The sequence below is a fragment of the Halorussus sp. AFM4 genome (assembly GCF_051194995.1).
Taxonomy (GTDB): Archaea; Halobacteriota; Halobacteria; order Halobacteriales; family Haladaptataceae; genus Halorussus.
Genome location: NZ_JBNTJT010000003.1, coordinates 393,533 through 417,345, shown reverse-complemented (window position 1 = coordinate 417,345; position 23,813 = coordinate 393,533). Strand labels below are relative to the sequence as shown.

At 70.7% G+C, this 23,813-nt stretch carries 24 protein-coding genes; 17 read left to right on the top strand and 7 right to left on the bottom strand.

Annotated elements, in window-relative coordinates:
* Nucleotides 1-14 precede the first annotated feature (14 nt).
* From ACQUQF_RS15155 to ACQUQF_RS15140, 4 genes are all read left to right on the top strand, one after another.
* Entirely contained in the window at nt 15-1,400 is a 1,386-nt protein-coding gene (locus tag ACQUQF_RS15155) for a D-aminoacyl-tRNA deacylase (protein WP_435179936.1), read from the top strand.
* A gap of 94 nt (nt 1,401-1,494) precedes the next feature.
* Nucleotides 1,495-2,640, top strand: a complete 1,146-nt coding sequence (gene ftsZ / locus ACQUQF_RS15150; protein WP_115795055.1) for a cell division protein FtsZ — start codon at nt 1,495-1,497, stop codon at nt 2,638-2,640.
* A gap of 172 nt (nt 2,641-2,812) precedes the next feature.
* On the top strand, nt 2,813-2,980 hold the full coding sequence (locus ACQUQF_RS15145; RefSeq protein WP_135851823.1) for a protein translocase SEC61 complex subunit gamma: 168 nt from the start codon (nt 2,813-2,815) through the stop codon (nt 2,978-2,980).
* Between the two features lie 10 nt (nt 2,981-2,990).
* Nucleotides 2,991-3,428 (top strand): transcription elongation factor Spt5, encoded by a 438-nt coding sequence (locus ACQUQF_RS15140; RefSeq protein ID WP_435179935.1) that lies wholly within the window; start codon nt 2,991-2,993, stop codon nt 3,426-3,428.
* A 236-nt stretch (nt 3,429-3,664) separates the two neighbouring features.
* On the opposite strand, the gene ACQUQF_RS15135 is transcribed toward ACQUQF_RS15140, so the two are convergent.
* Nucleotides 3,665-4,237: an MGMT family protein gene (locus tag ACQUQF_RS15135; protein ID WP_435179934.1), complete on the bottom strand. Its 573-nt coding sequence runs from the start codon at nt 4,235-4,237 to the stop codon at nt 3,665-3,667.
* A gap of 96 nt (nt 4,238-4,333) precedes the next feature.
* On the opposite strand from ACQUQF_RS15135, the gene trpC reads away from it, so the two are divergent.
* The 6 genes from trpC (at nt 4,334) to ACQUQF_RS15105 (ending at nt 10,118) form a co-directional block, all read left to right on the top strand.
* Nucleotides 4,334-5,242 (top strand): indole-3-glycerol phosphate synthase, encoded by a 909-nt coding sequence (gene trpC, locus ACQUQF_RS15130; protein WP_435179933.1) that lies wholly within the window; start codon nt 4,334-4,336, stop codon nt 5,240-5,242.
* Nucleotides 5,243-5,302: 60 nt separating this feature from the next.
* On the top strand, nt 5,303-6,556 hold the full coding sequence (gene trpB, locus ACQUQF_RS15125; protein WP_435179932.1) for a tryptophan synthase subunit beta: 1,254 nt from the start codon (nt 5,303-5,305) through the stop codon (nt 6,554-6,556).
* The gene (gene trpA / locus ACQUQF_RS15120) at nt 6,546-7,433 is read left to right on the top strand and encodes a tryptophan synthase subunit alpha (protein WP_435179931.1); all 888 of its coding nucleotides are present in this window, start codon (nt 6,546-6,548) and stop codon (nt 7,431-7,433) included. Before trpB ends, trpA begins: the two co-directional genes overlap by 11 nt.
* Nucleotides 7,434-7,459: 26 nt before the next feature.
* On the top strand, nt 7,460-8,254 hold the full coding sequence (locus ACQUQF_RS15115; RefSeq protein WP_435179930.1) for a 2-amino-3,7-dideoxy-D-threo-hept-6-ulosonate synthase: 795 nt from the start codon (nt 7,460-7,462) through the stop codon (nt 8,252-8,254).
* A 149-nt stretch (nt 8,255-8,403) separates the two neighbouring features.
* A complete protein-coding gene (mfnA, locus tag ACQUQF_RS15110; protein ID WP_435179929.1) occupies nt 8,404-9,453 on the top strand; it encodes a tyrosine decarboxylase MfnA in 1,050 nt (349 codons plus the stop codon).
* Nucleotides 9,454-9,494: 41 nt separating this feature from the next.
* A complete protein-coding gene (locus ACQUQF_RS15105) occupies nt 9,495-10,118 on the top strand; it encodes a DUF3267 domain-containing protein (RefSeq protein ID WP_435179928.1) in 624 nt (207 codons plus the stop codon).
* Between the two features lie 7 nt (nt 10,119-10,125).
* On the opposite strand, the gene ACQUQF_RS15100 is transcribed toward ACQUQF_RS15105, so the two are convergent.
* Nucleotides 10,126-10,569, bottom strand: a complete 444-nt coding sequence (locus ACQUQF_RS15100) for a rhodanese-like domain-containing protein (RefSeq protein ID WP_435179927.1) — start codon at nt 10,567-10,569, stop codon at nt 10,126-10,128.
* A 100-nt stretch (nt 10,570-10,669) separates the two neighbouring features.
* Nucleotides 10,670-11,341 (bottom strand): HVO_2922 family protein, encoded by a 672-nt coding sequence (locus tag ACQUQF_RS15095; protein WP_435179926.1) that lies wholly within the window; start codon nt 11,339-11,341, stop codon nt 10,670-10,672.
* Nucleotides 11,342-11,534: 193 nt separating this feature from the next.
* Between ACQUQF_RS15095 and ACQUQF_RS15090 the strand changes: the two genes are divergently transcribed.
* The 3 genes from ACQUQF_RS15090 to ACQUQF_RS15080 all read left to right on the top strand — a co-directional run bounded on the left by ACQUQF_RS15090 (nt 11,535) and on the right by ACQUQF_RS15080 (nt 14,553).
* Nucleotides 11,535-12,092: a YqaA family protein gene (locus ACQUQF_RS15090; RefSeq protein ID WP_435179925.1), complete on the top strand. Its 558-nt coding sequence runs from the start codon at nt 11,535-11,537 to the stop codon at nt 12,090-12,092.
* A 128-nt stretch (nt 12,093-12,220) separates the two neighbouring features.
* Nucleotides 12,221-13,240, top strand: coding sequence for a signal peptide peptidase SppA (gene sppA, locus ACQUQF_RS15085; RefSeq protein ID WP_435179924.1), 1,020 nt, complete (start codon nt 12,221-12,223; stop codon nt 13,238-13,240).
* A gap of 113 nt (nt 13,241-13,353) precedes the next feature.
* Nucleotides 13,354-14,553 carry a glycoside hydrolase gene (locus ACQUQF_RS15080; protein ID WP_435179923.1) on the top strand — a complete coding sequence of 400 codons (1,200 nt, stop codon included), beginning with the start codon at nt 13,354-13,356 and terminating at the stop codon, nt 14,551-14,553.
* 211 nt (nt 14,554-14,764) lie between these two features.
* On the opposite strand, the gene ACQUQF_RS15075 is transcribed toward ACQUQF_RS15080, so the two are convergent.
* Complete coding sequence (locus ACQUQF_RS15075; protein WP_435179922.1) at nt 14,765-16,690, bottom strand: beta-CASP ribonuclease aCPSF1; 1,926 nt, start codon at nt 16,688-16,690, stop codon at nt 14,765-14,767.
* Between the two features lie 339 nt (nt 16,691-17,029).
* On the opposite strand from ACQUQF_RS15075, the gene ACQUQF_RS15070 reads away from it, so the two are divergent.
* Nucleotides 17,030-17,545 (top strand): hypothetical protein, encoded by a 516-nt coding sequence (locus ACQUQF_RS15070; RefSeq protein WP_435179921.1) that lies wholly within the window; start codon nt 17,030-17,032, stop codon nt 17,543-17,545.
* Nucleotides 17,546-17,781: 236 nt separating this feature from the next.
* Here ACQUQF_RS15070 and ACQUQF_RS15065 read toward each other — a convergent pair whose 3' ends face one another.
* Entirely contained in the window at nt 17,782-18,540 is a 759-nt protein-coding gene (locus ACQUQF_RS15065; RefSeq protein WP_435179920.1) for a ferredoxin--NADP reductase, read from the bottom strand.
* 102 nt (nt 18,541-18,642) lie between these two features.
* A complete protein-coding gene (locus ACQUQF_RS15060) occupies nt 18,643-19,119 on the bottom strand; it encodes a VOC family protein (protein ID WP_435179919.1) in 477 nt (158 codons plus the stop codon).
* Between the two features lie 102 nt (nt 19,120-19,221).
* On the opposite strand from ACQUQF_RS15060, the gene ACQUQF_RS15055 reads away from it, so the two are divergent.
* From ACQUQF_RS15055 to proS, 3 genes are all read left to right on the top strand, one after another.
* Nucleotides 19,222-19,902 (top strand): sugar phosphate isomerase/epimerase family protein, encoded by a 681-nt coding sequence (locus tag ACQUQF_RS15055; protein ID WP_435179918.1) that lies wholly within the window; start codon nt 19,222-19,224, stop codon nt 19,900-19,902.
* A 79-nt stretch (nt 19,903-19,981) separates the two neighbouring features.
* On the top strand, nt 19,982-20,470 hold the full coding sequence (locus ACQUQF_RS15050) for an 8-oxo-dGTP diphosphatase (protein WP_435179917.1): 489 nt from the start codon (nt 19,982-19,984) through the stop codon (nt 20,468-20,470).
* Between the two features lie 70 nt (nt 20,471-20,540).
* Nucleotides 20,541-21,998: a proline--tRNA ligase gene (gene proS / locus ACQUQF_RS15045; RefSeq protein ID WP_435179916.1), complete on the top strand. Its 1,458-nt coding sequence runs from the start codon at nt 20,541-20,543 to the stop codon at nt 21,996-21,998.
* Nucleotides 21,999-22,036: 38 nt separating this feature from the next.
* On the opposite strand, the gene ACQUQF_RS15040 is transcribed toward proS, so the two are convergent.
* Nucleotides 22,037-23,794: a BGTF surface domain-containing protein gene (locus ACQUQF_RS15040; RefSeq protein WP_435179915.1), complete on the bottom strand. Its 1,758-nt coding sequence runs from the start codon at nt 23,792-23,794 to the stop codon at nt 22,037-22,039.
* Between the last annotated feature and the right edge of the window lie 19 nt (nt 23,795-23,813).

Genomic DNA, 23,813 nt, shown 5'->3' with positions numbered 1-23,813 from the left:
CCCTACTGCCGCCCGTGATAGCCATCGTCGTCAGCCGAGCCGACTCGGCGTCCGAGCGCATCGGCGAGCACCTGCTCGACCTCGCCGACTGGGAGGTCCGCGAGGACGACAGCCGCCCCGACGCGGCGGGCGGCGGCCGGTACTACCGCCGCGAGGGGTTCGAGCTCCGGGAGTTCGACGACCTCCACCTCGAACTCGAGGACGCGGCCGCGGCGTTCGGCGGCGGTTCGGACGCTCCCGACTCGGCCGGTCCCGACGCTCCGGACTCCCCGGACCTGCTCCTGTTCGTCTCGCGCCACTCCGGGGACACCGGCCCGCTGCTGACGGCCCACTTCACCGGCAACTTCGGCCCGGCCGAGTTCGGCGGCGTCGAGGGCGGCCTCGCCGAGGCCTGCCCGAACGCCCACGCCCGGCTGCTCGCGGCCTTCGACGAGCGCGCGCCCGACGACTACGAGGTCGGCATGGAGTGCACCCACCACGGTCCCTCGTCGGTCGGCGTCCCCTCGATGTTCGTCGAACTCGGCAGCGACGAGCCCCAGTGGTCGGACCCGGCCGGCGCCCGGGCCGTGGCGAGGGCCGTCCTCGACCTCCAGGGGGTCGAGCCCCACCGCGAGCGACAGGTCGTCGGCTTCGGCGGCGGCCACTACGTCCCCCGGTTCGAGCGCATCGAGCGCGAGACCGACTGGGCGGTCGGTCACGTCGGCGCCGACTGGGCGCTCGACGCGATGGGATCGCCCGGGAGCAACCGCGAGGTGGTCCGGGCCGCCTTCGCGGCGAGCCGGGCCGACCGCGCGGTCGTGGAGGGCGACCGGCCCGACCTGGAGGCGGTCGTCGCCGACCTCGGCTACGAGGTGGTGAGCGAGACGTGGCTCCGGGAGACCACCGGCGTCCCGCTCGACCTGGTCGAGCGGCTGGAGGCCGACCTCTCGCCGGTCGACGAGGGGCTGCGGTTCGGCGACCCCGCCGGGGATTCCGCGGCGGACGGCCCCGCCACCGACTGCGAGGTGGTCGACCTCCCCGCCGACCTGCTCGCGGAGGCCCAGGGCATCGACGCCGACGCCGCGCGCGAGGCGGTCGCCGGCAACGCGGTCGCGTTCGAGACCGAGCAGAGCGGGACACGCGCGGCGGGCCGGGCGGCGGTCCGCGACCCGGCCGACCGCGAGGCGCTGGTCGACGGCCTGGTCGACGTGCTCGGCGAGAAGTACGACTCGGTCGCGCGCGAGGACGGCGCTGTCGTCGCGCGCGAGACGGGCTTCGACCCCGAGAAGGCCCGGACGCTCGGCGTGCCGGAGGGGCCGGCGTTCGGCAAACTGTCGGCCGGCGAGCCGGTCACGGTCGACGGCGAGGAGATCGCCCCCGAGACGGTCCGCTCCGAACGGACGCACAGGTTCTCGGTCTGATCCCCTCTAACCTGCGATATATCAGTCAGCGTCAGACATTCGTCCGACGAAGAGGGGAAAGATAATTATGCTCCGTTCTCAAGCCAACTTCAGCATGGACTCGCTAGTCGAAGACGCCATCGAGGAAGCCGAGGGGGGACAGGACTCCCGACAGCGCAGTTCGGGGGCCGGGGCGAAGGCGCAGGCCGCGAACGCGTCGGGGACGATGACCGACGAGGAACTCAAGGACGTCCTCCAGGACCTCCAGACCGACATCACGGTCGTCGGCTGCGGCGGCGCCGGCGGCAACACCGTCAACCGGATGGCCGAGGAGGGCATCCACGGCGCGAAGCTCGTGGCCGCCAACACCGACGTACAGCACCTGGTCGAGATCGAGGCCGACACCAAGATCCTGATGGGCGAGCAGAAGACCCAGGGCCGGGGCGCCGGCTCGCTCCCCCAGGTCGGCGAGGAGGCCGCCCTCGAGAGCCAGGACGAGATCTACGACGCCATCCAGGGCTCGGACATGGTGTTCGTCACCGCCGGTCTCGGCGGCGGCACCGGCACCGGCTCGGCCCCCGTGGTCGCGAAGGCCGCCCGCGAGTCGGGCGCGCTGACCATCTCTATCGTGACGACGCCCTTTACTGCCGAAGGTGAGGTCCGCCGGACCAACGCCGAGGCCGGCCTGGAGCGCCTCCGGGACGTCTCCGACACGGTCATCGTCGTGCCCAACGACCGCCTGCTGGACTCGGTGGGCAAGCTGCCGGTCCGCCAGGCGTTCAAGGTCGCCGACGAGGTGCTGATGCGGTCGGTCAAGGGCATCACCGAACTCATCACCAAGCCCGGCCTGGTCAACCTCGACTTCGCCGACGTCCGGACCGTCATGGAGAAGGGCGGCGTGGCCATGATCGGCCTCGGCGAGAGCGACTCCGACTCGAAGGCCCAGGACTCGGTGAAGTCGGCGATGCGCTCGCCGCTGCTCGACGTCGACATCTCGGGGGCCAACTCCGCGCTGGTCAACGTCACCGGCGGCAACGACATGTCCATCGAGGAGGCCGAGGGGGTCGTCGAGGAGATCTACGACCGGATCGACCCCGACGCCCGCATCATCTGGGGCACCTCCATCGACGAGGAGCTCGACGGCGAGATGCGCACGATGATCGTGGTCACCGGCGTCGAGTCCCCGCAGATCTACGGCCGCAACGAGGCCCAGCAGGCCAAGGCCAACAAGCGGCTCCAGGACATCGACTACGTGGAGTAGCCCCGCGCCCGGTCCGCCTCGTCGGTCGAGGTCCAGGTTCGACGCGCAGAGTCCTGCCCGGTCCGCCCTGCCCCGCTTCCCGTCGGCCGCGCCGCCAGCCGTTGCCTTCGCCGCCGCGACGCCCGAACCAGAGCAATAGATAGAAAAAGGACGGTCTCTAACCCCCGATAACATGGACGTCAAGCTAGACCTCTCGTCGTACGTGCGGGTGCTCAAGCTCGCCAGCACGCCCTCCTGGGAGGAGTTCTCGAAGATCTCGAAGATCGCGGGTGCCGGGATCATCCTGGTGGGACTGCTCGGATTCATCATCTTCGCCATCATGAGCTTCCTCCCAGCGTAGGTGACCTGACATGGGAATGTACGCAGTCAAGACGACCGCGAGCCAGGAGCGCACCGTCGCGGACATGATCATCAACCGCGAGGAGCCCGAGATCCACGCCGCGCTCGCGCCCGACTCGCTGACGAGCTACGTGATGGTCGAGGCCGAGGACGACGCGGTGCTCAACCGGGTCCTCGAGGAGATCCCCCACGCCCGCAGCATCGTGCCGGGCGAGAGCGACATCTCGGAGGTCGAGCACTTCCTGTCGCCGACCCCCGACGTCGAGGGCATCGCGGAGGGCGACATCGTCGAGTTGATCGCCGGCCCGTTCAAGGGCGAGAAGGCCCAGGTCCAGCGCATCGACGAGGGCAAGGACCAGGTGACGGTCGAGCTCTACGAGGCGACCGTCCCGATTCCGGTGACCGTGCGCGGCGACCAGATTCGCGTCCTGGACTCGGAAGAGCGGTAGAATCGGTCTCGGTGGCTTTTTCGGGCGTTTTGACGGATTCAGCACCCGAGAGTCAGGGGTTGGTCGGGAAGAAGCCAGCTACTGCCGTCACATATGTCCCGCACCGCACCGCGACGGCCTCACCCTCCCCAGCCTCCTCCCTCGTTCGCTTCCGCTCACTCGGTCGTCCCTCGCGCGGCGTGGCGGACTCCAGGGGTCCGCCAGCACGCGCCAATAGAAGGCCAGTGAAAACCGGTTTACAATCCTTCCAGCGACCGCAGTTTCTGCTCGACCGGCGGCGGCGCGGCGCTCGGGCCGTCCCGGACCCGGTGGTCCGGGATCACCAGCGGCGCGGGGTTCCGGTCGAGCGCGGTCCGCACCACGTTCAGGTCGTCCTCGTCGGTGTGGTCGACGCCGCTGGTCATCCGGGCCAGCGTCTCGACGTCGATCTGGTCGCCGTAGGGGATCCGGCGGACGCGTTCGAGCACCCGGCGCTGGTCGGTCGGCACCGTGAGCGCGACCTCCACGTCCGAGAAGTCGTCCTCCTCGACCCCGTCGAGGTAGTCGAAGATGCGGTCGAGCAGGTCGTGGTCCTCGGCCGCCTCCTCGTCCGGCACTTCCGGGAACGAGACGCTGAGCACCCGGCCGCTGGCGACGCCGATCTGGACGTACCGGTCGAGGTACGGCGACTCGCGCGCGAAGATGCCCGTGACGCCGTCCGCGGCCGCGACGTCGGCGGCGTCGATCGGGCCGCTCGCGTCGGCCGGACCGCCGGTGCTCGCGTCAGCCTCGCGGTCGCCCGCGTCGGCATCGTCGCCACTGTCGTTCATACCCCGGCGCTTGGGCCGGTCCGGACTTGAAGATTCCGCGGCCGGGAGCGCCGGGGCGCAAGTCTTATGTACAATTCCGTCCGTTGATGCACAACGATGAACGACAGCGAGGAACTCGCGCCCGCGGTCGCCGCCATCCTGGAGTCGGCGGCGGCCCGGGGCGACCCCGACGGCGGGCCGCTCTCGGTCGACGCCCGGTCGCTGCCCGCGGCGCTCTCGCGGGCGGCGGCCGACGGCCGGGTCCCCGTCATCGCGGAGGTGAAGCCGACGAGCCCCACGACCGACGGGACCCGCGACGCCGACCCGGTCGCGCTCGCCGAGGCGATGGTCGAGGGCGGCGCGGCCGCCCTGTCGGTGCTGACCGAGCCCGACCACTTCGGCGGCTCGCCCGAGAACCTGCGGCGGATTCGCGAGGCCGTGGACGTGCCGGTGCTCCGGAAGGACTTCGTTCTCCGGGAGGCCCAGCTCGACACCGTGGCGGCCGACGTCGTCCTGCTGATCGCGCGGTTCGTGGGTAGCGCGGAGCGGAGCTCCGCGGACCATTCGAGCGGGCGGGGCCCGCGAGGAGACGACGACCTGCCGGACCTGGTGGCGGCCGCCCGCGAGCGGGGGTTCCAGCCGCTGGTCGAGGTCCACGACCGGGCCGAACTGGCCCGGGCGGTCGAGGCCGGCGCGGAGGTCGTCGGCGTGAACAACCGCGACCTGGCCCGGCTCGAAGTCGACCTCGAAACGTTCGAGAGCGTCGCGCCCGAAGCGCCCGACGACGTGACGATCATCGCCGAGAGCGGCATCGGCTCGCCCGCCGACGCCCGCCGGATGGTCGAGGCGGGCGCCGACGGCCTGCTGGTCGGCAGCGCGATCATGGACGGCGTCTCGGCGTCGAGCGACGGCGGTCGCGGGAGCGAGTCGCTCGCGGCCGTGACCGAGAACACGCGGCGACTGGTGCGGGCCCGCGGCGACGGCGAGGCGGACGAGACGGACGAGGCGAGAACGAGACAGACATGAGTAGCGCGACCCCGAGGGTGACACAGACATGAGCAGCACGAGACACAGGGTGACACACGGATGAGCAGCGAGACGAAGTTCGGCGACTACGGCGGTCAGTACGTCCCCGAGGCGCTGATGCCCGCCGTCGAGGAGCTGACCGACGCCTACGAGCGCTACGTTCTCGACAACGAGGACGGGTTCATGGACGAGTTCCGCGAGCGCCTGCGGGACTTCGGCGGTCGACCCACGCCGCTCCAGCGGGCCGACCGGCTGAGCGAGCGCTACGACCGGGAAGTCTATCTCAAGCGCGAGGACCTCCTCCACGGCGGCGCCCACAAGCTCAACAACGCGCTCGGCCAGGTCCTCCTGGCGAAGTACATGGGCAAGGAGCGCATCGTGGCCGAGACCGGCGCGGGCCAGCACGGCACCGCGACCGCGATGGCGTGCGCCCACCTCGACGTCGACTGCGAGATATACATGGGCCGGACCGACATCAACCGCCAGCGGCCCAACGTCTTCCGGATGCGGCTCCACGACGCCGCGGTCAACCCGGTCGACGTCGGGTCGGGGACGCTCAAGGAGGCCATCAACGAGGCGATGCGCGACTGGGTGACCAACGTCGAGGACACCCACTACGTCATCGGCTCGGTGGTCGGCCCGCACCCGTTCCCCCGGATGGTCCGGGACTTCCAGTCGGTCATCTCCGAGGAGGCCCGCGAGCAGATTCGGGAGCAGGCCAGCCGGCTTCCCGACAGCGTGGTCGCCTGCGCCGGCGGCGGATCCAACACGATGGGGGCGTTCCACGAGTTCGTCGGCGATGAGGACGTCGACCTCTACGCGGTGGAGGCCGGCGGCTCCTCGCTCACCGTCGACGAGGAGGAGCAGCTGGCGCCCCACTCGGCCTCGCTGTCGGTCGGCGACGAGGGCGTCCTCCACGGCGCGCGCACCAAGCTCCTCCAGAACAGCGACGGCCAGATCCTGGAGTCCCACAGCGTGAGCGCCGGCCTCGACTACTCGGGGGTCGGCCCGGAGCTGGCCCACCTCGCCGACGAGGGCCGGGTCACGCCGGTCAACGTGGGCGACGACGCCGCCCTGGAGGCGTTCCACCGGCTCTCGACGCTGGAGGGCATCATCCCCGCGCTCGAGTCCAGCCACGCGCTGGCCTACCTGGAGGAGGCCGCGCTCGGCGACCAACCGGACGGTCTCGGCGACCTCGTGGTCGTCAACGTCTCGGGCCGGGGCGACAAGGACCTCGACACGGTCATCGAGGAGAGCGACCGGCGGGACCTCGACGAGGCCCCCTCGATGGAGGTGTTCGAAGGTGGCGAGTGACGCCGAGCAGTCGGCGGCGAGCGACGTCGAGGCCGCCTTCGCCGACGAGCCCGCGCTGGTCTCGTACGTCGCGGCGGGCGACCCCGACATCGAATCCACCAAGGAGTACGTCAAGGCGCTCGTGCGCGGCGGGTCGGACGTCGTGGAGCTCGGCCTCCCCTTCTCCGAACCCATCGCGGAGGGGCCGACCATCCAGCAGGCGGTCCGCCGGGCGCTCGACGCCGGGATGACCCCCGACCGCTACCTCGACCTCGCGGCGGACCTCTCCGGGGAGGTGGACGTCCCCCTCGTCTGCATGACCTACTACAATCTGATCTACCAGTACGGAGACGGCGAGGCGCCGAGCGCCTCGGATGCGAGCGGTGAAACCGCGAGCGAGGGCCCCGAGCCATTCGTCGCGGCCGCCGCCGAGGCCGGCATCTCGGGGCTCATCGTCCCGGACCTGCCGGTCGACGAGAGCGACCCGCTGAAGGCGGCCTGCGACGCGCACGGCCTCGACCTGATCTTCATGGTCGCGCCCACGACGACCGACGAGCGACTCGACCGGATGCTCGACCGGGCGACCGGCTTCGTCTACGTGCAGGGCCGGATGGGGACGACCGGCGCCCGCTCGGACGTCAGCAGCGAGACCCACGTCAGCCTCGACCGCCTCGCGGAGACCGACCTCCCGAAGGCGGTCGGGTTCGGCATCAGCGAGCGCGACCACGCCCGGGAGATCGTCGCGGGCGGCGCCGACGGCGTCATCGTCGGGAGCGCGTTCGTGGACATAATCGCGGAACAGGACGATACAGTCAACCGACTCGAAGAAAAGGCCCGCGAACTCAAGGCGGGCGCGGTGGCCGGCGCGGAGGAAGTGCCGGAACCGGAAGGCAGATAACCGACCTTGCCACACTTTCACACAACATGGACGTAGGAACTGCGGCACGACTCGACCGGATCGGCACAGACGGGAAGTACGTCATCGTCCCGATGGACCACGGCATCACGCTCGGCGCGGTGACCGGCCTCGCGGACATCGAATCGACCATCGACGCGGTCACCCGCGGGGGCGCCGACTCGGTGCTGACCCAGAAGGGCATCGCGCCCCGGGTCCACCCGAACAAGAACGACGCCGGGTACGTCATCCACCTCAACGCCTCGACGTCCATCGGCCCGGACAACAACGACAAGCGCCTGACCGGCACCGTCAAGGAGGCGGTCCGGGCGGGCGCCGACGCGGTCTCGTTCCACATCAACGTCGGCAGCGAGTACGAGCGCGAGCAGCTCGAGGACCTCTCTAAAGTTACGGACGACGCCGACGAGTACGGGATGCCCGTGCTCGCGATGGCCTACGCCCGCGGCCCGGGCGTCGACGAGCACGACGCCGAGAACCTGGGCCAGGCGGTCCGGCTGGCCGAGGAGGTCGGCGCCGACGTGGTCAAGACCGCCTACAGCGGCGACGCCGAGAGCTTCGAGCGCGTCGTGGAGTCCACCAGCCTCCCGGTGGTCATCGCCGGCGGCGAGCCCGAGGGCGACCGCGCGACCCTCGACGCGGTCCGGGGCGCGATGGACGCCGGCGCCGCGGGCGTCTCGATGGGCCGCTCCATCTTCCAGCACGACGACCCCGAGGCCATCACGCGGGCGGTCGCCGCGGTGGTCCACGAGGGCCAGTCGGCCGGCGAGGCGCTCCGCGAGGCCGGCCTGGCCGTCGAGGCCTGACCGACTCCTTCTGCTGGGGCTTCTGCGCTCGCTCGGCCTCCCGCGAGCGAGGCGTCCGCACCATCAGCCGTGACTCCGCACCCGGCCCGAGACCGCCGCGTGCGGTCCAGAACAGAACCGATAAACGCTCTCGACAAAACTTACCGACCATGCAGCCAGCGCCGCAGGACTTCGGGCGGGTCCTCTCGTCGATGTGCACGGAGCCCCATCCGGACGCCCGCGAGGCGGCCGAGCGGTTCCTCGCCGACAACCCCGGCGACCCCACGACCTACCCCGCGGTCGCCGACCTCGAGCGCGAGGCGGTCGAACTGCTCGGCGAGATCACCGGCCTCGACGACCCCCGCGGCTACGTCGCCAGCGGCGGGACCGAGGCCAACCTCCAGGCGGTCCGGGCCGCCCGGAACCTCTCGGACTCGCCCGACCCCAACGTCGTCGCGCCCGAGAGCGCCCACTTCAGCTTCCAGAAGGCCGCAGACGTGCTCGACGTGGAGCTGCGGCTCGCGCCGACCGACGGCGACCGCCGGGTCGACGTCGCCGAGGTCCGGCGGCTCGCCGACGAGGACACCGCCGTCGTGGTGGGCGTGGCCGGCACCACCGAGTACGGCCGGGTCGACCCGATTCCGGCGCTCGGCGACGTGGCCTCGGACGTCGACGCGCTGCTCCACGTCGACGCGGCGTGGGGCGGGTTCGTCCTCCCGTTCACCGACCACGAGTGGAACTTCGCGCACGCCCCGGTCGACACGCTGGCCATCGACCCGCACAAGATGGGCCGGGCGCCGATCCCCGCCGGCGGGTTCCTCGCCCGCGACGAGGCGGTGCTCGACGCGCTGGCGGTCGAGACGCCGTACCTCGAGTCGGCCTCCCAGCCCACCCTGACCGGCACCCGGAGCGGCGCCGGCGTGGCGGGCGCTCGCGCCGCGATCGACGCCCAGTGGCCCGAGGCGTACCGCGAGAACTACGAGCGCGGCCAGGCCAACGCCGAGTGGGTGGCCGACGCGCTCGCCTCGCGGGGGTACGACGTGGTCGAGCCGGTGCTGCCGCTCGTGGCGGCCGACGTCCCGCGCGGGGAGATCGAGGCGCTCCAGTCGGCGGGGTGGCGGGTCTCGCCCACCGCGGCCGGCGAACTCCGCGTCGTCTGCATGCCCCACGTCACCCGCGAGATGCTCGAATCGCTCGTTGCCGACCTCGACGCGCTCTGACGGCCGGACCTTTTTCAGTCTGTTCGTCGTCTGTCATTCCGATGGCGAACCCGCCCGCCGACCGATCGGTCCCCGACCCTCCGCCCGCATCGCCAGAGCCCGGCCCGCCCGAACCGCCGGAGGGCTACCGCGAGTCCCGGCAGTTCTCCTATCCCGGACTGTGGCTGTCGCTGGGGTCGCTGGTGCTGTTCGGCGCCGCGGTCGTCGGCTTCGGGGAGCTGATGACGGTGCTCCGCGGGGGCGCGTCGGTCGAGTACACCGTCGGCCCGGCCGGCATCGGCGTCGTCGCGATCCTGTCGGTCGCCACCATCGTCGTCCACGAACTGGTCCACGGCCTGGTCTACCGGCTACTGGGCTACCGGGTCAGGTACGGCGTCGCGCTCAACATGGGCGCGGCCTACGCCGCCGCGTTCGGCCAGTTCCAGACCCGCCGGGACAACCTGGTGGTCGCGCTCGCCCCGCTCGTCGCGTTCACGGTGGTGTTGACCCCGCTGCTCGCGGGACCGCTCCCGGTCGCGCTCGCGGCGTTCCTCGTCCTGGTCGTGAACACCTCGGGCGCCATCGGCGACCTCTACCTCTCGTGGCGACTGCTCCGGATGCCGGAGGACGCGCTCCTGTACGACGTCGACATCCGGCACTCCTACATCTTCTACCCCGAGGAGTGAGTGCCGATCATCGGTCTCCCTCGTAGTCCTTCTGCGGGACGTCCGCGACCTCCCCGCCGGCCTCCTGCCAGGCGGTGAAACCCCCGTCGAGGTGCGCGACGTCCCGGTAGCCCATCTCGCGGAGCCGCTTCGCGGCCAGCGCCGACCGGCCCGCCTCGTTGCAGAACAGGACGTAGCGCTTCCCGGGGTCGAAGAACTCTTTGTGGTACTTCGTCTCCGGGTCGGCCCAGAACTCGATCATCCCGCGCGGGGCGTGCTCCGCGCCGGGAATCGAGCCCTCTATCCACACCTCGCGGATGTCGCGGACGTCCACGACCACGGTCTCCGCGCCGACGTGTTCCTCCTCCTTCCCCTCGTCCAGTTCTGCCCGCAACTCCTCGACGCTGACCGACTCCACCTCCTCGTCGGCCTCCGCGGCCATGCCCCACACCGTCCGGTCCAGTCGGGTCATGGCCACGGAGTACAGGCTCCGACGCGAAGAACCTTGCGACTGATTGCCATGCAACTGTCGGCGGCCTTCAACCTCGGCTCCGCCGGCTGTGGGGCGTCCGTCAGGACTCGGCCGACTCGGCGCCCGACCCCTCGTCGGTGTCGGACGCCGACCGCACGTCGCGCTGGGCGTCGCCGCCGACGGGTTCGACCGCCGCGCCCAGCGCGTTGCGCTTGACGCTCCGCAGCCCCTTCTCGGCCGCCCGCTTCGAGGAGTAGCCCTGGCCGGAGTCGGCGATGACGTTGCCGTTGTCGTGGACCAGCCGCCAGCGCCACTTGCCGTCCTTGCCCTCGAACACCTCGAAGGTGGCCTTGGCGGGCGCCGCCAGCGCCTCGACGGTCGTGCCGTCGAGCTGGGTCATCCGGACGCGGCCGCCCGACTTCTGGCCGACGAGCCGCTTCGCGGCGTCCCGGCCCCGGCCGACCAGCGAGGGCGCGACCGCCTCGGCGGTGTCGAGCGCGTCGAGCGCGGCCGAGAGCACCGACCCGGAGAACTCGCGGGCCAGCACGCGCTCGCCGTCCCGGTACAGCGAGACGGTGAGCCCCTGCCACTCGACGCCGCCGGCCTCGGCGCCGTCGGGCGCCTCGACCGTCGTTCCCGCCTCTGTCCACGTCTCGTCCCGCCGGTAGTCGACGCCGACGCTCGCCGCCGCCAGGTCGCCCTCCTCGCTCCGGTACGAGAGGCTGGCGCGCAGTCGCGGGTGGGCGACGAGCGTGTACTCGTGGTCGAACATGCCACCGGGTAACGGCCGGACGGGCATGAGTCTGTTCGCCGGTCGGGGTCTCCGACCGTCCGTCGACGGGGTCCGAGGGGCCGACCGCAGTTCTCGCGGACCCACCGCCCGGCCGGTCGGACCGGCCGACGCCGGACGGACCGCTCCGGGCCGAGACACAAAGCTCATAACGGTGCTACGGCGTCTATCGACTGTGTTTACCGCCGCCGGCCCAGCGCTCGTAGACACCGCCGCGCTGACCTCGTTCGAGTGGCTGTCGCACGTCGTCGAGACCGCGACCGGGTGGGCCGGCCTCGGGATCATCTTCGTCTACTCGTTCCTCATCGCGTTCGCGCTGCCCGGCGTGAGCGAGGTGGTGCTGGCCGCGCCGCTCGACCTCGGGCTGACCCGGACCGGGCGGCTCGCGCTCATCATCGTCGTCAGCGCGGTCGGCAAGGCGGTCGGCAGCGTCCTGGCGTTCCACATCGGCCAGGAGGCCAAGGAGTCGGGGCCCGTCATCAGGTTCCTCCGGCGGTCCCGGTTCGACGTCGTGGAGTGGTCAGAGAACAAGACCCTCGAACTCGCCCGCAAGTGGGGCTACCTCGGCATGGCGGCGGCGCTGTCGGTCCCGTTCTTCCCCGACACCCTCTCGATCTACGCGTTCGCGGTGCTCGAGGAGGACTACGTCAAGTTCGCGCTGGCGACGTTCGCCGGCAGCGTCGGCCGCCTGCTCGTGACGCTGTTCGTCATCGGGACGGTCGCGGCGGTCTGAGCCGGTCGACGGGTCCCGGCGCCGTGCGCGCCGCGCCGACAGTCCGCGGTCGGTATCCTCCGCAAGCGAAGGGTTAACGGCCCGTGCGGCCCCACACGCCGACATGGAGTGCATCGAGGTGAGCGAGCGTGGCGGATAAGTCCCGGGTCGTGCCGGCGCTCGCCGCGCTGGCGGGCGTGGCCCTGGCGGTCGCGCTCGGCTGGATCCTGTTCGTGGTCGTCCCCGACGGCAACCTCGCGCGCCTGCTCGGCGTCGTGCTGGCGGTGCTGGTCGGCGTCCTCGGCGCCCGGACCGCCGCCCGGGCGGCCGGGAGCTGGGCCGCCCCGTACGACGTGGCCGAGGTCGCGGTCGAGGGGCCGATCACCCGCGACGGCGGCGGGAGCACCTTCCCGCCCCGGCCCGGCGGGACGCCCGCCGACGACGTCGTCGAGCAGATCGAGCGTGCCGACGAGGACGACGCCGCCGAGGCGCTGCTGCTCCGACTCAACACGCCCGGCGGCGAGGTGGTCCCCAGCGAGGACATCCGGCTCGCGGCCGAGCGGTTCGACGGGCCGACCGTCGCCTACGCCACCGACGTCTGCGCCAGCGGCGGCTACTGGATCGCCAGCGGCTGCGACGCCATCTACGCCCGCGAGGGGAGCATCGTCGGCTCCATCGGGGTCATCGGCTCGCGGGTCAACGCCAAGGGGATGGCCGACAAGCTCGGCCTGAAGTACGAGCGGCTCGCGGCCGGCCGGTACAAGGACGCCGGCCAGTCGCTCAAGGAGATGACCGAGGACGAGCGGGAGTACCTCCAGGGGCTCATCGACGGCTACTACGAGGAGTTCGTCGACCGGGTGACCGAGGGCCGGGACCTGAGCGACGACCAGGTCCGGGACACCGAGGCCCGGGTGTACCTCGGCGACGAGGCCGCGTCCATCGGGCTGGTCGACGGCCTCGCGACCAAGCGCGAGGTCGAGGACCGCCTGGCGGCCGACCTCGGCGTCGAGGAGGTGACCGTCGAGGAGTTCGAGCCCGAGCGGGGCGTGATGGACCGGCTCCGGAGCGGGAGCCAGGCGGTCGCCTACGCCTTCGGCGCGGGCGTCGCCGGCGCCGTCGCGGGCGACGAATCGACCGCCGCCGACGGCTTCGAGTTCGAGCTCCGATAGGAGTCCGGCCGCCGGTTCGAGCGGCCCCGGAACCGACGGCCTCGGTCGGACTCCCGCCGACTCGCCGCGGAACAGGCAACAACAATTATTGATACGTCTGTGGTGCCGAGTGTATGGACGACCGCTTTGCGCGGCGCGAGTTCATCGCCGCGAGCGCCGCAGCGAGTCTCGTCGGGGTCACCGGTTGCAGTTCGCTGACCGGCGGGGGCACGAGCAATCCCGCCGGAAGCGGCGGTGACGGGACCGGTGGACGGACCGCCGCGCCGCGGACCACCGTCGATCAGTCCGAGCTCGAACCGCTCGACGTCCGCGGTGCGATTTACATCCCGGCCCGCGCGTTCAACTTCTACCAGCAGTGGGCCGAGTACGACCGCGAGGTCATCGAGCGCGACCTCGGGTACGCCAGCCGGGTGAACATCAACGCCATCCGGACGTGGGCGAGCCTCGAGGTCTGGCGCGAGGAGCCCGAGGCCCTCCGCGAGCGGATCGAGCACTTCCTCTCGACCGCCGACGACAACGGCCAGCAGGTGCTTTTGGGCCTGTTCGACTTCGCCGGGAAGGAGCCGACGAAGGAGCGGCTCCACGACACCGACCCCCAGACCGCGACCGGCGTGCGCGAGCCGTCCTCGAAGGTCATGCGGAACAAGCGGCGGTGGGACGAGCCCCGCGAGTACGTCCGGTGGTTCATGGAGCACTTCAAGGACGACGACCGGCTGCTGGCCATCGAGGTGATGAACGAGCCGGGCTGGCGGTCGTACGTCCAGGAGTTCGCCCACGGGATGTACGAGATCGCCGACGAGCGCCAGGGCGAGGTCCGGCTGACCGTCGGCTCGACCAGCATGGCGAACAACGCCGACTACCTCGACTGGGGCGTCGACGCGCTCCAGTTCCACTACAACTTCGCCGAGAGCCCCGAAGTCTACGCCGACATGCTCCGGTCGAACAGGGACGTCGCCGAGGACCTCGACGTCCCGGTGTGGCTCTCGGAGTGGCAGCGCGTGCGCAACTCGACCGGCTTCGCGACCGAACCGCCGGACGACCAGAAGTACTCGAACTACTCGTCGCTCGCGCCCCTGATACACGAGGCCGGCTTCGGGAACTTCTTCTGGTCGCTGATGGTCCAGCCCGCGTTCGTCCCGGCCCAGCGACGACACGGGGTCCTCAACGGGCTGTTCCACGAGGACGGCACGGTGTGGAGCCTCGACGACGCCCGGAGCATCAAGGCCATGTCGGGCGACCCCTCGTTCGACGGCGAGGAGCGCCAGAAGTGGCCCGAGTGGGCCGCCGAGGTCAAGGGCGGGACGGAGCGGTGAGCGGCTGACGTCGGGGAAGTGCGCGTTCGCCCGCGGAGCGAGCCGACTCGCACGCCTGCGTCGGTCGGCGACGCGCCGAGGTCGGGTCCGTCGGTCACGGCCCCGACAGCCCAGCCGCCGTCCGTCGCGAAATCGCGGAGAAGCCGAACTGATTGCCGGTACCGGTCCGTCCCGCCGGGCGGTCACGCCCCGCGACCGGGCGAGCCGGCCGTTACTTGAACCGGAACGTCTCGAGGTTCTTGGGCGCGAACGTCCGCATGTTGAACTCGTGGTAGAGCGACGACGAGAGGTCCTGGACGCTCGACTCGTCGCCGTGGACGCACAGCACCTTCTCGGGCCGGGGGTTCATCGTCTTCACGAAGTTCATCAGCCCCTGCCGGTCGGCGTGGCCCGAGAACCCGTCGACCGTCTCGACGTCGAGCTCGAGCGAGAGCTTGCCGTTGCGGCCGCGGCCGCCGCCGCGGTTCATCGGGATCTCGTCCCAGCCGTTCTGGATGCGCCGGCCCAGCGTCCCCTGGGCCTGGTAGCCGACGAACACCATCCGGCTGTCGGGGTCGGGGCCGACGTGCTCGAGCCACGACATGATCGGGCCGCCGGTGACCATGCCGGACGTCGAGAGGATGATGCACTGGTCGCCGTCCGCGACGTCGCGGCGCTCCTCCTCGCCGCCGTCGATGTGGTTGAACTGGTCGGCGAGGAACGGGTTCTCGTCCTCGTGGAAGATGCGGTCTCTGAGGTCGTCCCGGAGGTACTCGGGGTAGGTGGTGTGGATGGCGGTCGCCTCCCAGATCATGCCGTCGAGGTGGACCGGCATCTCGGGGATGTCGCCCTCGCGCATCGCCTCCTCGATGACCAGCATCATCTCCTGGGACCGCCCGACCGCGAACGCCGGGATGAGCACCTTCCCGCCCTTCTCGTAGGTCTCGTTGATGACCCGCTTGAGCTTGCGCTCGGAGTCCTCCTGGTCGGTCTGGTAGTCGTTGCGGCCGCCGTAGGTCGACTCCAGCACGAGGGTCTCGACCCGCGGGAAGTCGTTGACCGCGCCGTTGAACAGCCGGGTGTCGTCGTAGTGGATGTCGCCCGAGAACGCGACGTTGTAGAGGCCGTCGCCGATGTGGAAGTGACAGACCGCCGACCCCAGGATGTGGCCCGCGTTGTGGAGGGTCAGCTTCACGTCGGGCGCGATGTCGGTCACGTCGCCGTACTCCAGCGGGATGGTGTGCTTGATGGCCTCCCGGACCATCTCGGACTCGTACGGCGGCGCGCGGCCCTCCTTGGCCGCGACGTCGAGGTAGTCGAGCTGGAGCAGCCCCATCAGGTCGCGGGTGGGCTCGGTGGTGTAGATGGGGCCGTCGTAGCCGTACTTGAACAGCAGCGGGATGAGCGCCGAGTGGTCGAGGTGGGCGTGAGTGAGGACGACCGCGTCGATGGTCTGGGCGCCCGCGCCCAGCGCCTCCTCGACCTGGAGGTACGGCACCTCGCCCTCGGCGCCCGGCTTGTCGCCGCAGTCGATGAGGATACGGGTCTCGGGCGTCGAGAGGATGAACGAGGCCCGCCCGACCTCCCGGCAGCAGCCGAGCGTGGTGATCCGGACGTACTCGTCGTCGCTCATCTCCTCGCGGTGGATCTGGCGGCCCACCTTCTCGAGGATGTCCCGGCGCTCGTCGCGCTCCTGCTTCAGGAAGTTCCGGACGTTCGAGACCGTCGAGGACTCGATCGGCGGGGTCCGGACCACCTCGGGCGTCCAGCCGACCTCCTGGGTGATCTCCCGGAGCGTCGAGCCGTGCTTGCCGATGACCATCCCGGGCTTCTCGGCCTCGATGACGACCTCGCCGGTGTCGACGTGGAAGTCGAGGTCGGTCACGCCGGCCTCGTCCGGGATGACGTCGAGCACGTCCTCGCGGGCGTCCTCGGGCCGCGACAGCACGTCCGGGTCGGGCCGGACCGTGATGCGCTTGCGGAGCTGGCTGGCCAACTGCCGGATGAGGTCGCCGTTCCGGGCGAACTTCTTGGGGTCGCGCGTGTACACGACCAGTTCCGGCCCCTCGTACTTCACGTCCGACACCGAGATGTCGCTCGGTAACTCGCTCGTAATCTCTGCTCGCAGGTCCTCGAGTTGCTGGTCTACTTTACTCATAGTGAAAAAGTCGTTCCGTGTCCGTGCCGCCCCTGCCCGGTCCCGACTGGCCGACCGGCCGCGCGCCGCCGCTGGCGGATCGCTCGTCCGTGAGCGACGGGCCGGTCGGACTGGCATCAGGACTACGATGCAGAGTACAGCACAGCATAGATCTCGCTTCTCCGCGGGGTGTTGGAACTCGCACTCTGCGAGTCGCCCTCGTCCCCGGTGACACCGGGGCGGACCGGACGCTCACTCGGGGACGCAGGAAAACCCGCTTAATCGGCATTAGTCCCCGGGATTATAAAAGCCTTCTCAAAAATCCGCAGAACCAAACCGCTGGAACCCCTGGTCGGCACCATGCGACTGACCCGCGAGCGCGTCGCCGACGAGTACGAGTGGGTCCGCGGCCGGGCCGACGCGGTGGTCCCGCTCGTCAACGACGTCCGGACGGACCTCGGCGACCTGTTCGACACCGACGTCGACGAGGTGAGCGCCGACGACTACCGCCGGGAGGTCGACGCGGTCTTCGCCGACGGCGACCGCGCGGTCAACGTCGCCGCCATGGTGGCGATCCTCCGGGACCTGGACGTCGAGGGCGACTACCCGGGGTTCGTGGTCGACGAACTCATCGGCCGGGAGCTCGCCGGCACCATCGCCGGCGGCCAGCCCCTCCGCCTGCTCGGCGAGGCGACGTTCCACTACGCGGACGTCCACACCCACGCCGACGAGGCGGACGAGACCGCAGGCTCCGACGACCTCGACGCCGCGCTCGCGGCCGGATTCCAGACCCGACTCCCCGGGTGGGACTGGACCGAGGCGGAGAGTCCGTTCGCGGTGGTCGATGGACCTGCATCATCCGAAGAGAACAGGTGAACCACTGGTCGCGGTCGCTCGGTGACACGCACCATCAGCAAACGCTCGGTGACTCGAACCGGCGTTTGGGTGGACTGAACAGGGCCGGCCGCTCGCGTACAGTTTAGTCGCCTCAGCGCGGCCACTATTCGGCGCGCCGAGCGAAGCGAGGCGCGAGAATATCCCGCTGAGCGACCGCGAGCGGCCGGGGGCTTTCCAAACCGAGTTCCCCTAGTCCCGTTGGCTAATCGTAGTAGTTACTCCTCGGAGTCGTCCGACACCTCGTCGCCCTCCCACCCTTCGACGTACACCCGGCTGTCACTCACGCCCTGCTCGGCCAGATAGTCCTGCGTCTCGACGACCATCTGGGGGACGCCGCAGACGTAGAAGTCCCAGCTCCCGAGGTCGTCGAGGTAGTCGTCGAGGTGGTCCTGGACGTGGCCCTCGGGGCCCTCCCAGTCGTCGTCGGCCTCCGAGAGGACGTAGGTCACCTCGAAGTCGGGGTAGTCGGCCGCCAGCTGGTCGAGCGTCTCGCGGTAGAAGACGTGCTCCTCGTCCTTCTCGCCGAAGAAGAAGTGGGCGCGCCCGGTGCCCTCCCTGACGTACTGCTTGGCCATCGCGATCATCGGCGTCGCGCCGGTCCCCGTGGCCACGAACGCGGCGTCCGCGTCGAGGTCCCGGAGGTAGAGGTTCCCGCCGAGCTCCTCGATCTCGACGGTGTCGCCCGGTTCGCGCTCGTGCATCCACGTCGAGGCCGTCCCGTCGGGGTACCGCTTGATGGCCAGGGTGATGCGCTCGGTGCCCGGCGTGGCCGTCGAGGTGTAGGGCCGGACGACCTCGTCGTCGCCCGACTCCGCGTCGTCCTCCGCCGGGCTCTCGGCGCGGTCGAAGCGGACGTGGGTGTGCTGGCCGGGCGCGAAGTCGAACCGGTGGCCGTCGGACTCCAGCACGAACTGCTTGACCGTCGGGGTCATCTGGTGGACGGACCTGACCGTGACCTCGTGGGTGTCGGTCATCGTGGAACCGGCGGTGGTACGACGGACGCAGGGAAAACTCGGGTGGCCGACAGTCCCGCACGGACGAGAGACGGGGACGGTCGAGCGAGGAGCCCCGGCGCGTCACTCCGGGGCCATCCCCTTCTCGTCGAGCTCGGCCAGGGCGGACTCCGACTTCCCGAGGTCGTCGAGTCCCATCCCGGCGAGCACGTGGTCGGCCTTCGTGAACTGGATCTCCTCGTAGGCCACGACCTGGACCCGGTTGCCCCACGGGTCGCGGAAGTCGAGGCCGCCGGTCTGCAGTCGCTCGGCGTCGGTCCGGTCGAGCGCAGAGTCGACCGCCTCGGGGTCGTCCACCACGAGCCCGAAGTGGCGGTGGTCGTCGGGGCCGTCCGACTCGTCGGTCTCCGACAGCGCGAGGAACTGGTCGCCCATGTCGACGAACGCCGAGGCGTCCCCGCGGCCCCGTAACTCGAACTCGAACAGTTCGCCGTAGAACTCCAGGGCCGCGTCGACGTCCCCGACGTCGAGCGCCACGTGGTTGATGCCGACCATCCGGGCGCGGGAGTCGTCGGCGGGTGTATCGTCGGTGTCGGTCATGCGGGAATCCGGGGGAGCTACGACGGACGTCGGCATAACTCGGGTGGCCCCTGCTACCGAGCCACGGACGAGGCCTAAGGACCGCGACGGTGTACCCTCGCTATGAGCCTCCCCGTCGCCGGGAAGCGGTCGCCCGACCCCGACGCGCTGGCCGACGCCGCCGCGGACGGGTTCGAGCGCGTCGAACTGTACCTCGAACGCGGGCACCTCGACGCGTTCGACGAGACGCTGGCGGCCTGCCGGCGGGCGACCGTCGACGTCGCGTCGGTCCACACGCCCCACGTCGCGCCCGACGAGGCGGCGTACTTCCGGCGGGCCGACGACTTCGCCGACGCGCTCGATGCATTCCTCGTCGTCCACTCTACCCGGACGAACCTGGTCGCGATTCCCGAGATTCTCGACGGGACCGACTTCGCGGCCCCCTTCGGCTTCGAGAACTCCACCGGCCACAGCGAGTTCCACGTCCGGAAGGCGATCCTGGACGCGGGCCACGACCTGGTCCTCGACACGGCCCACCTCTACACCGCCGAGCGGGAGTACCTCGACTCGCTGGCGCGACTCCTCGACGAGTACGGCGACCGGATTCCCGTGGTCCACTGCTGCGACGGGCGGCGGGTGCGGGACGGGCTCGCGTTCGGCGATGGGACGATGGACATGCGAGCGGTCGTGGCGACCCTCCGGGAGCGACTCGACGACGCCCTCGTCGTCCTCGAAGTGCCGACCGACCGCCAGGCGGCCGCGTTGGACCGGTACGAGTCGCTGGTCGCCGCGAGTCGGAAGTAGATCGGGAGGCGGGCCAGGACCGACACTGCACCGCGACCGAAGCTGAGGACTTTTCCGGTTCGACTCCGAGCGTGACGGTATGCAACCCGCGACGCTGTGCTACCTCCTGCGCCCCGACGACGAGGAGGTGCTGCTCATCCGCAAGAAGCGCGGCCTCGGCGAGGGGCTGTACGTCGGCCCCGGCGGCAAGGTCGAAGACGGCGAGACGCCCCGCGAGTGCGTCGTCCGCGAGGTCGAGGAGGAGATCGGCGTGACCCCGCGCGACCCCGAGAAGGTCGGTGAGTTCCGGTTCGTCTTCGGGGCCGAGCCCCGGATGTTCGTCCACGTGTTCCGGGCGGAGGCGTTCGCGGGGACGCCCGAGGAGTCCCCGGAGGGCGACCCCGAGTGGTTCGCCTACGACGCGGTGCCGTACGACGAGATGTGGGAGGACGACCGCTATTGGCTGCCCCACCTGTTCGCGGGCGAGACGTTCGCCGGGGAGTTCGTCTTCGACGAGGAGGGCGAGGACCTGCGGGAGTGGGCGGTCGAGACGGGCGTGCGAGAGGTGGACGCGGTCGCGGAGTTCTGACGCCGGCCCGGTCTGACGCGTTACCAACGCTTCATCGCATTTAAGACCGCATCGAAGAAACTCCTATCCAATGAGCGACGACGACCAGGAACTCGGCATCACCGAGTCCAAGGAGCACAGCCCCGGCGAGTGGTACGCCGAAGTGGTCAAGAAGGCCCAGCTCGCCGACTACGCCCCCATGGGCGGGTTCATCGTCACCCGGCCCCGCGGGTACGCCCTCTGGGAGGGCGTCCAGGACTACCTCGACGAGCGGTTCAAGTCGACGGGCGCCCGGAACGCCTACTTCCCCGCGCTCATCCCCGAGAGCTACCTCGAGCGCGAGAGCGACATCGTCGAGGGGTTCGACCCCGAGGTGGCGTGGGTCACCCACGGCGGCCACGACGAGCTCGAGGAGCGGCTCGCGTTCCGGCCCACCAGCGAGTCCATCATCACGCCGTACATGAGCGAGTGGGTCCGGAGCCACCGCGACCTGCCGCTGCGGCTCAACCAGTGGTGTTCGGTCATCCGGTGGGAGGCGACCGAGACCAAGCCGTTCTTCCGGACCAAGGAGTTCCTCTGGCAGGAGGGCCACACCGCCCACGAGTCCGAGGACGAGGCGTGGGACGAGACGATGACCCGGCTCGACCAGTACGAGAACCTCTACGAGGACGTGCTGGCCATCCCCGTCCTCCGGGGGCGCAAGCCCGAGCACGACAAGTTCCCCGGCGCCGACACCACCACGACCGTCGAGGCGCTGATGCCCGACGGCAAGTCGGTGCAGGGCGGCACCTCCCACTACCTCGGCCAGGGGTTCGCGGAGGCGTACGACCTGACCTACACCGACGAGGACGAGGAGGAGCGGGTCGCCCACACCACCTCGTGGGGGCTGTCGTGGCGCGCGCTCGGCGCGCTCATCATGACCCACTCAGACGACCAGGGGTTCGTCTGCCCGCCCGCGCTCGCGCCCGAGCAGGTCGTCGTCGTCCCCATCTGGAACGAGGACACCCGCGAGGAGGTCCTGGAGTACGCCGAGGGCGTCGCCGACGACCTCGACGACGCCGGCATCCGGGTCGAACTCGACGACCGCGACGAGCGCAACCCCGGCTTCAAGTTCAACGAGTGGGAGCTGAAGGGCGTCCCCGTCCGCATCGAGATCGGCCCCAACGAGGTCGAGGACGACGAGCTCACCGTGGTCCACCGCCCCGACGGCGAGGACGTCGTCGAGGACCGCGCGGACGTCGCCGACACCGTCGAGGACCACTTCGACCGGGTGTACGCGAAGCTCTACGACGCCGCCGAGGAGAACCTCGAGGAGAACGTCCGCGAGGCCTACGAGACCTCCGAGATCCTGGGCACCATCGGGCGCTACGGCGGCTACGTCAAGACGCCGTGGTGCGGCGACGAGGCCTGCGAGCAGGTGATCAAGGAGGAAATCGCGGCCGAGATCGTGATGGTCCCGATGGACCGCGACGAGGAGCCCATCGGCGAGGAGTGCGGCGTCTGCGGCGACGAGGCCGAGGAGACGGCCTACTTCGCGAAGTCGTACTGAGTCGGCCGGCTCCGTCTCGACGGCGTCCCTTTCTGCGTCTACAGCGCTTTACTCCGCGCGACCGCCAGACCCGATAGCAGCGCGACCAGCCCCGTTCCGAGGCCGAAGCCAGGGACCCCTGTTCCGGTGTCGGCGGTCGTCGCCGTGTGGCTCTTGGTCGTCGCGGTGCGCTCGGTCGTCGTCCCGTCGTTCCGTCTGCCCGCGGCGGTCGTCCCGGCGGTCGGTTCGACGGTGAACTCGACCGAGTCGGTCACGACGCTGCCGTTCTCGGCGTACGCCCGGCCGAGCGCGTCGCCGGGACCGTCGGCGTGGGCCACCGCGACCAGCGTCGCGTTCCGGTCGAGTTCCGCGTCGAACCGGACGACGCCGCCGAACGACTCGCCGGGCGCGAGCCGTCCCGACCGGGCGACGACCGCCCCGTCGGCGGACCCGCGGTGGATCGCGACGTACCCGCCGTGCGAGAGCGTCGCCCGGGCGACCCGGACGCCGCCGTCGGTGACGGCTCGTCGGCTCAGGTTCAGGTCGGTCGTCCGCGCGACGACCTCGACGTCGGCGTACGGTTCGGTCAGCCGCGACCCGTCCGCGGAGCGAACCGCGACGTCGAGGTCCGTCCCCTCGCGGACGCCGCTGAGGTTGACGGTCGCTGCGAAGACGCCGGCCGGCCCGTCAGTCCGATTCCGAACCCTGACCGTCTCCGTCCGGCGGAATCCGCCGTCGTCTTGTCGGACCTCGACCGTCACGCTGCTGCCGGGCGCGAGCGTCGTGGTGCCGGTGAGCGTCCGGTTCGGCCCGGGGGCGAGGTACACCCGGTCGGAGTTGGGCGGCGTGTCCAGGGCCGCATCGGGCTCCTCGATGCGGAACTCGGCCGCCGCGGTCTCGCGACCGTCGGCGGTCAGGGGCGACGCGGCCGCGAGGGTGAAGTTGGCGCGGTGGTCGTCCCGGAGCCCCTCGTTGTTCGCGGGGTCACCGCCGCGCCCGTCCGTCACCGAGGCGTTCCGGAGGTCCGCGACGACGTAGTACGAGAAGTTCCCCGGGTCCGGGACGAACGTGACCGCACTCGGGTCGGTGACGTCGAGGTAGGCGGTCTCCTGCTCTGTGCCCGGGAAGTCGTGGACGACCAGCGACGCCGGCCCGTTCTCGAGGAACGCGGCGAACCGCGCGGTGGCGTTCGCTCCGTCCTGCGCGGCTATCGCGCCCTCCAACCCCGATGCCCGGAGTTCGAGGACGAGCGTGTCGTTGCGAGCCACGACGTCGCTCCGCGTCAGGGTCCCTGACGAGCGGGCCACTTCGATCTCGGTCGCGTTCGAGAGGTCCGCGGACGCCGGCGCGACCCAGGTCCGGAGGCCGTCGGTGTTACGATTGGCTACAGTTAGGACCGTCTTCGCTGCCGCCGCCTCGCGGCCGCAGTTCGCGCGAGCACCGCCGCAGACCAGAGCCTCGTACGTCCCGACCGCCAGCGGTCCGGTGCCGCCCGACGCCGACCGGACGGTCACGCTGTCGCTGTCAGCGGCGCGGTAGGTCCCGTCGTAGGTGTTCAGCCGAATCGTCGCGGTTCCGTCGCCGTCGTCTCCGACGGTCAGCGTCGCCGAGTAGTTCCCGCGCTCGTTCGAGACCGAGAGCGTCGCGTTCCCGCCGTCAGCGAGCGAAACGCGGAGCTCGGCGACGCTGCCCTGCGGCGCGTACACGACTCCGCCCTCGAATCCCGGTATCGTCGCCGCGGCCGACGCAGCGCCCGTCGCTGCGCCGCCCGACGATGCCGCGACCGATGCGACGCCGGTGAGAGTTCCCAGTACCACAAGCGCAACTACCGCGCAG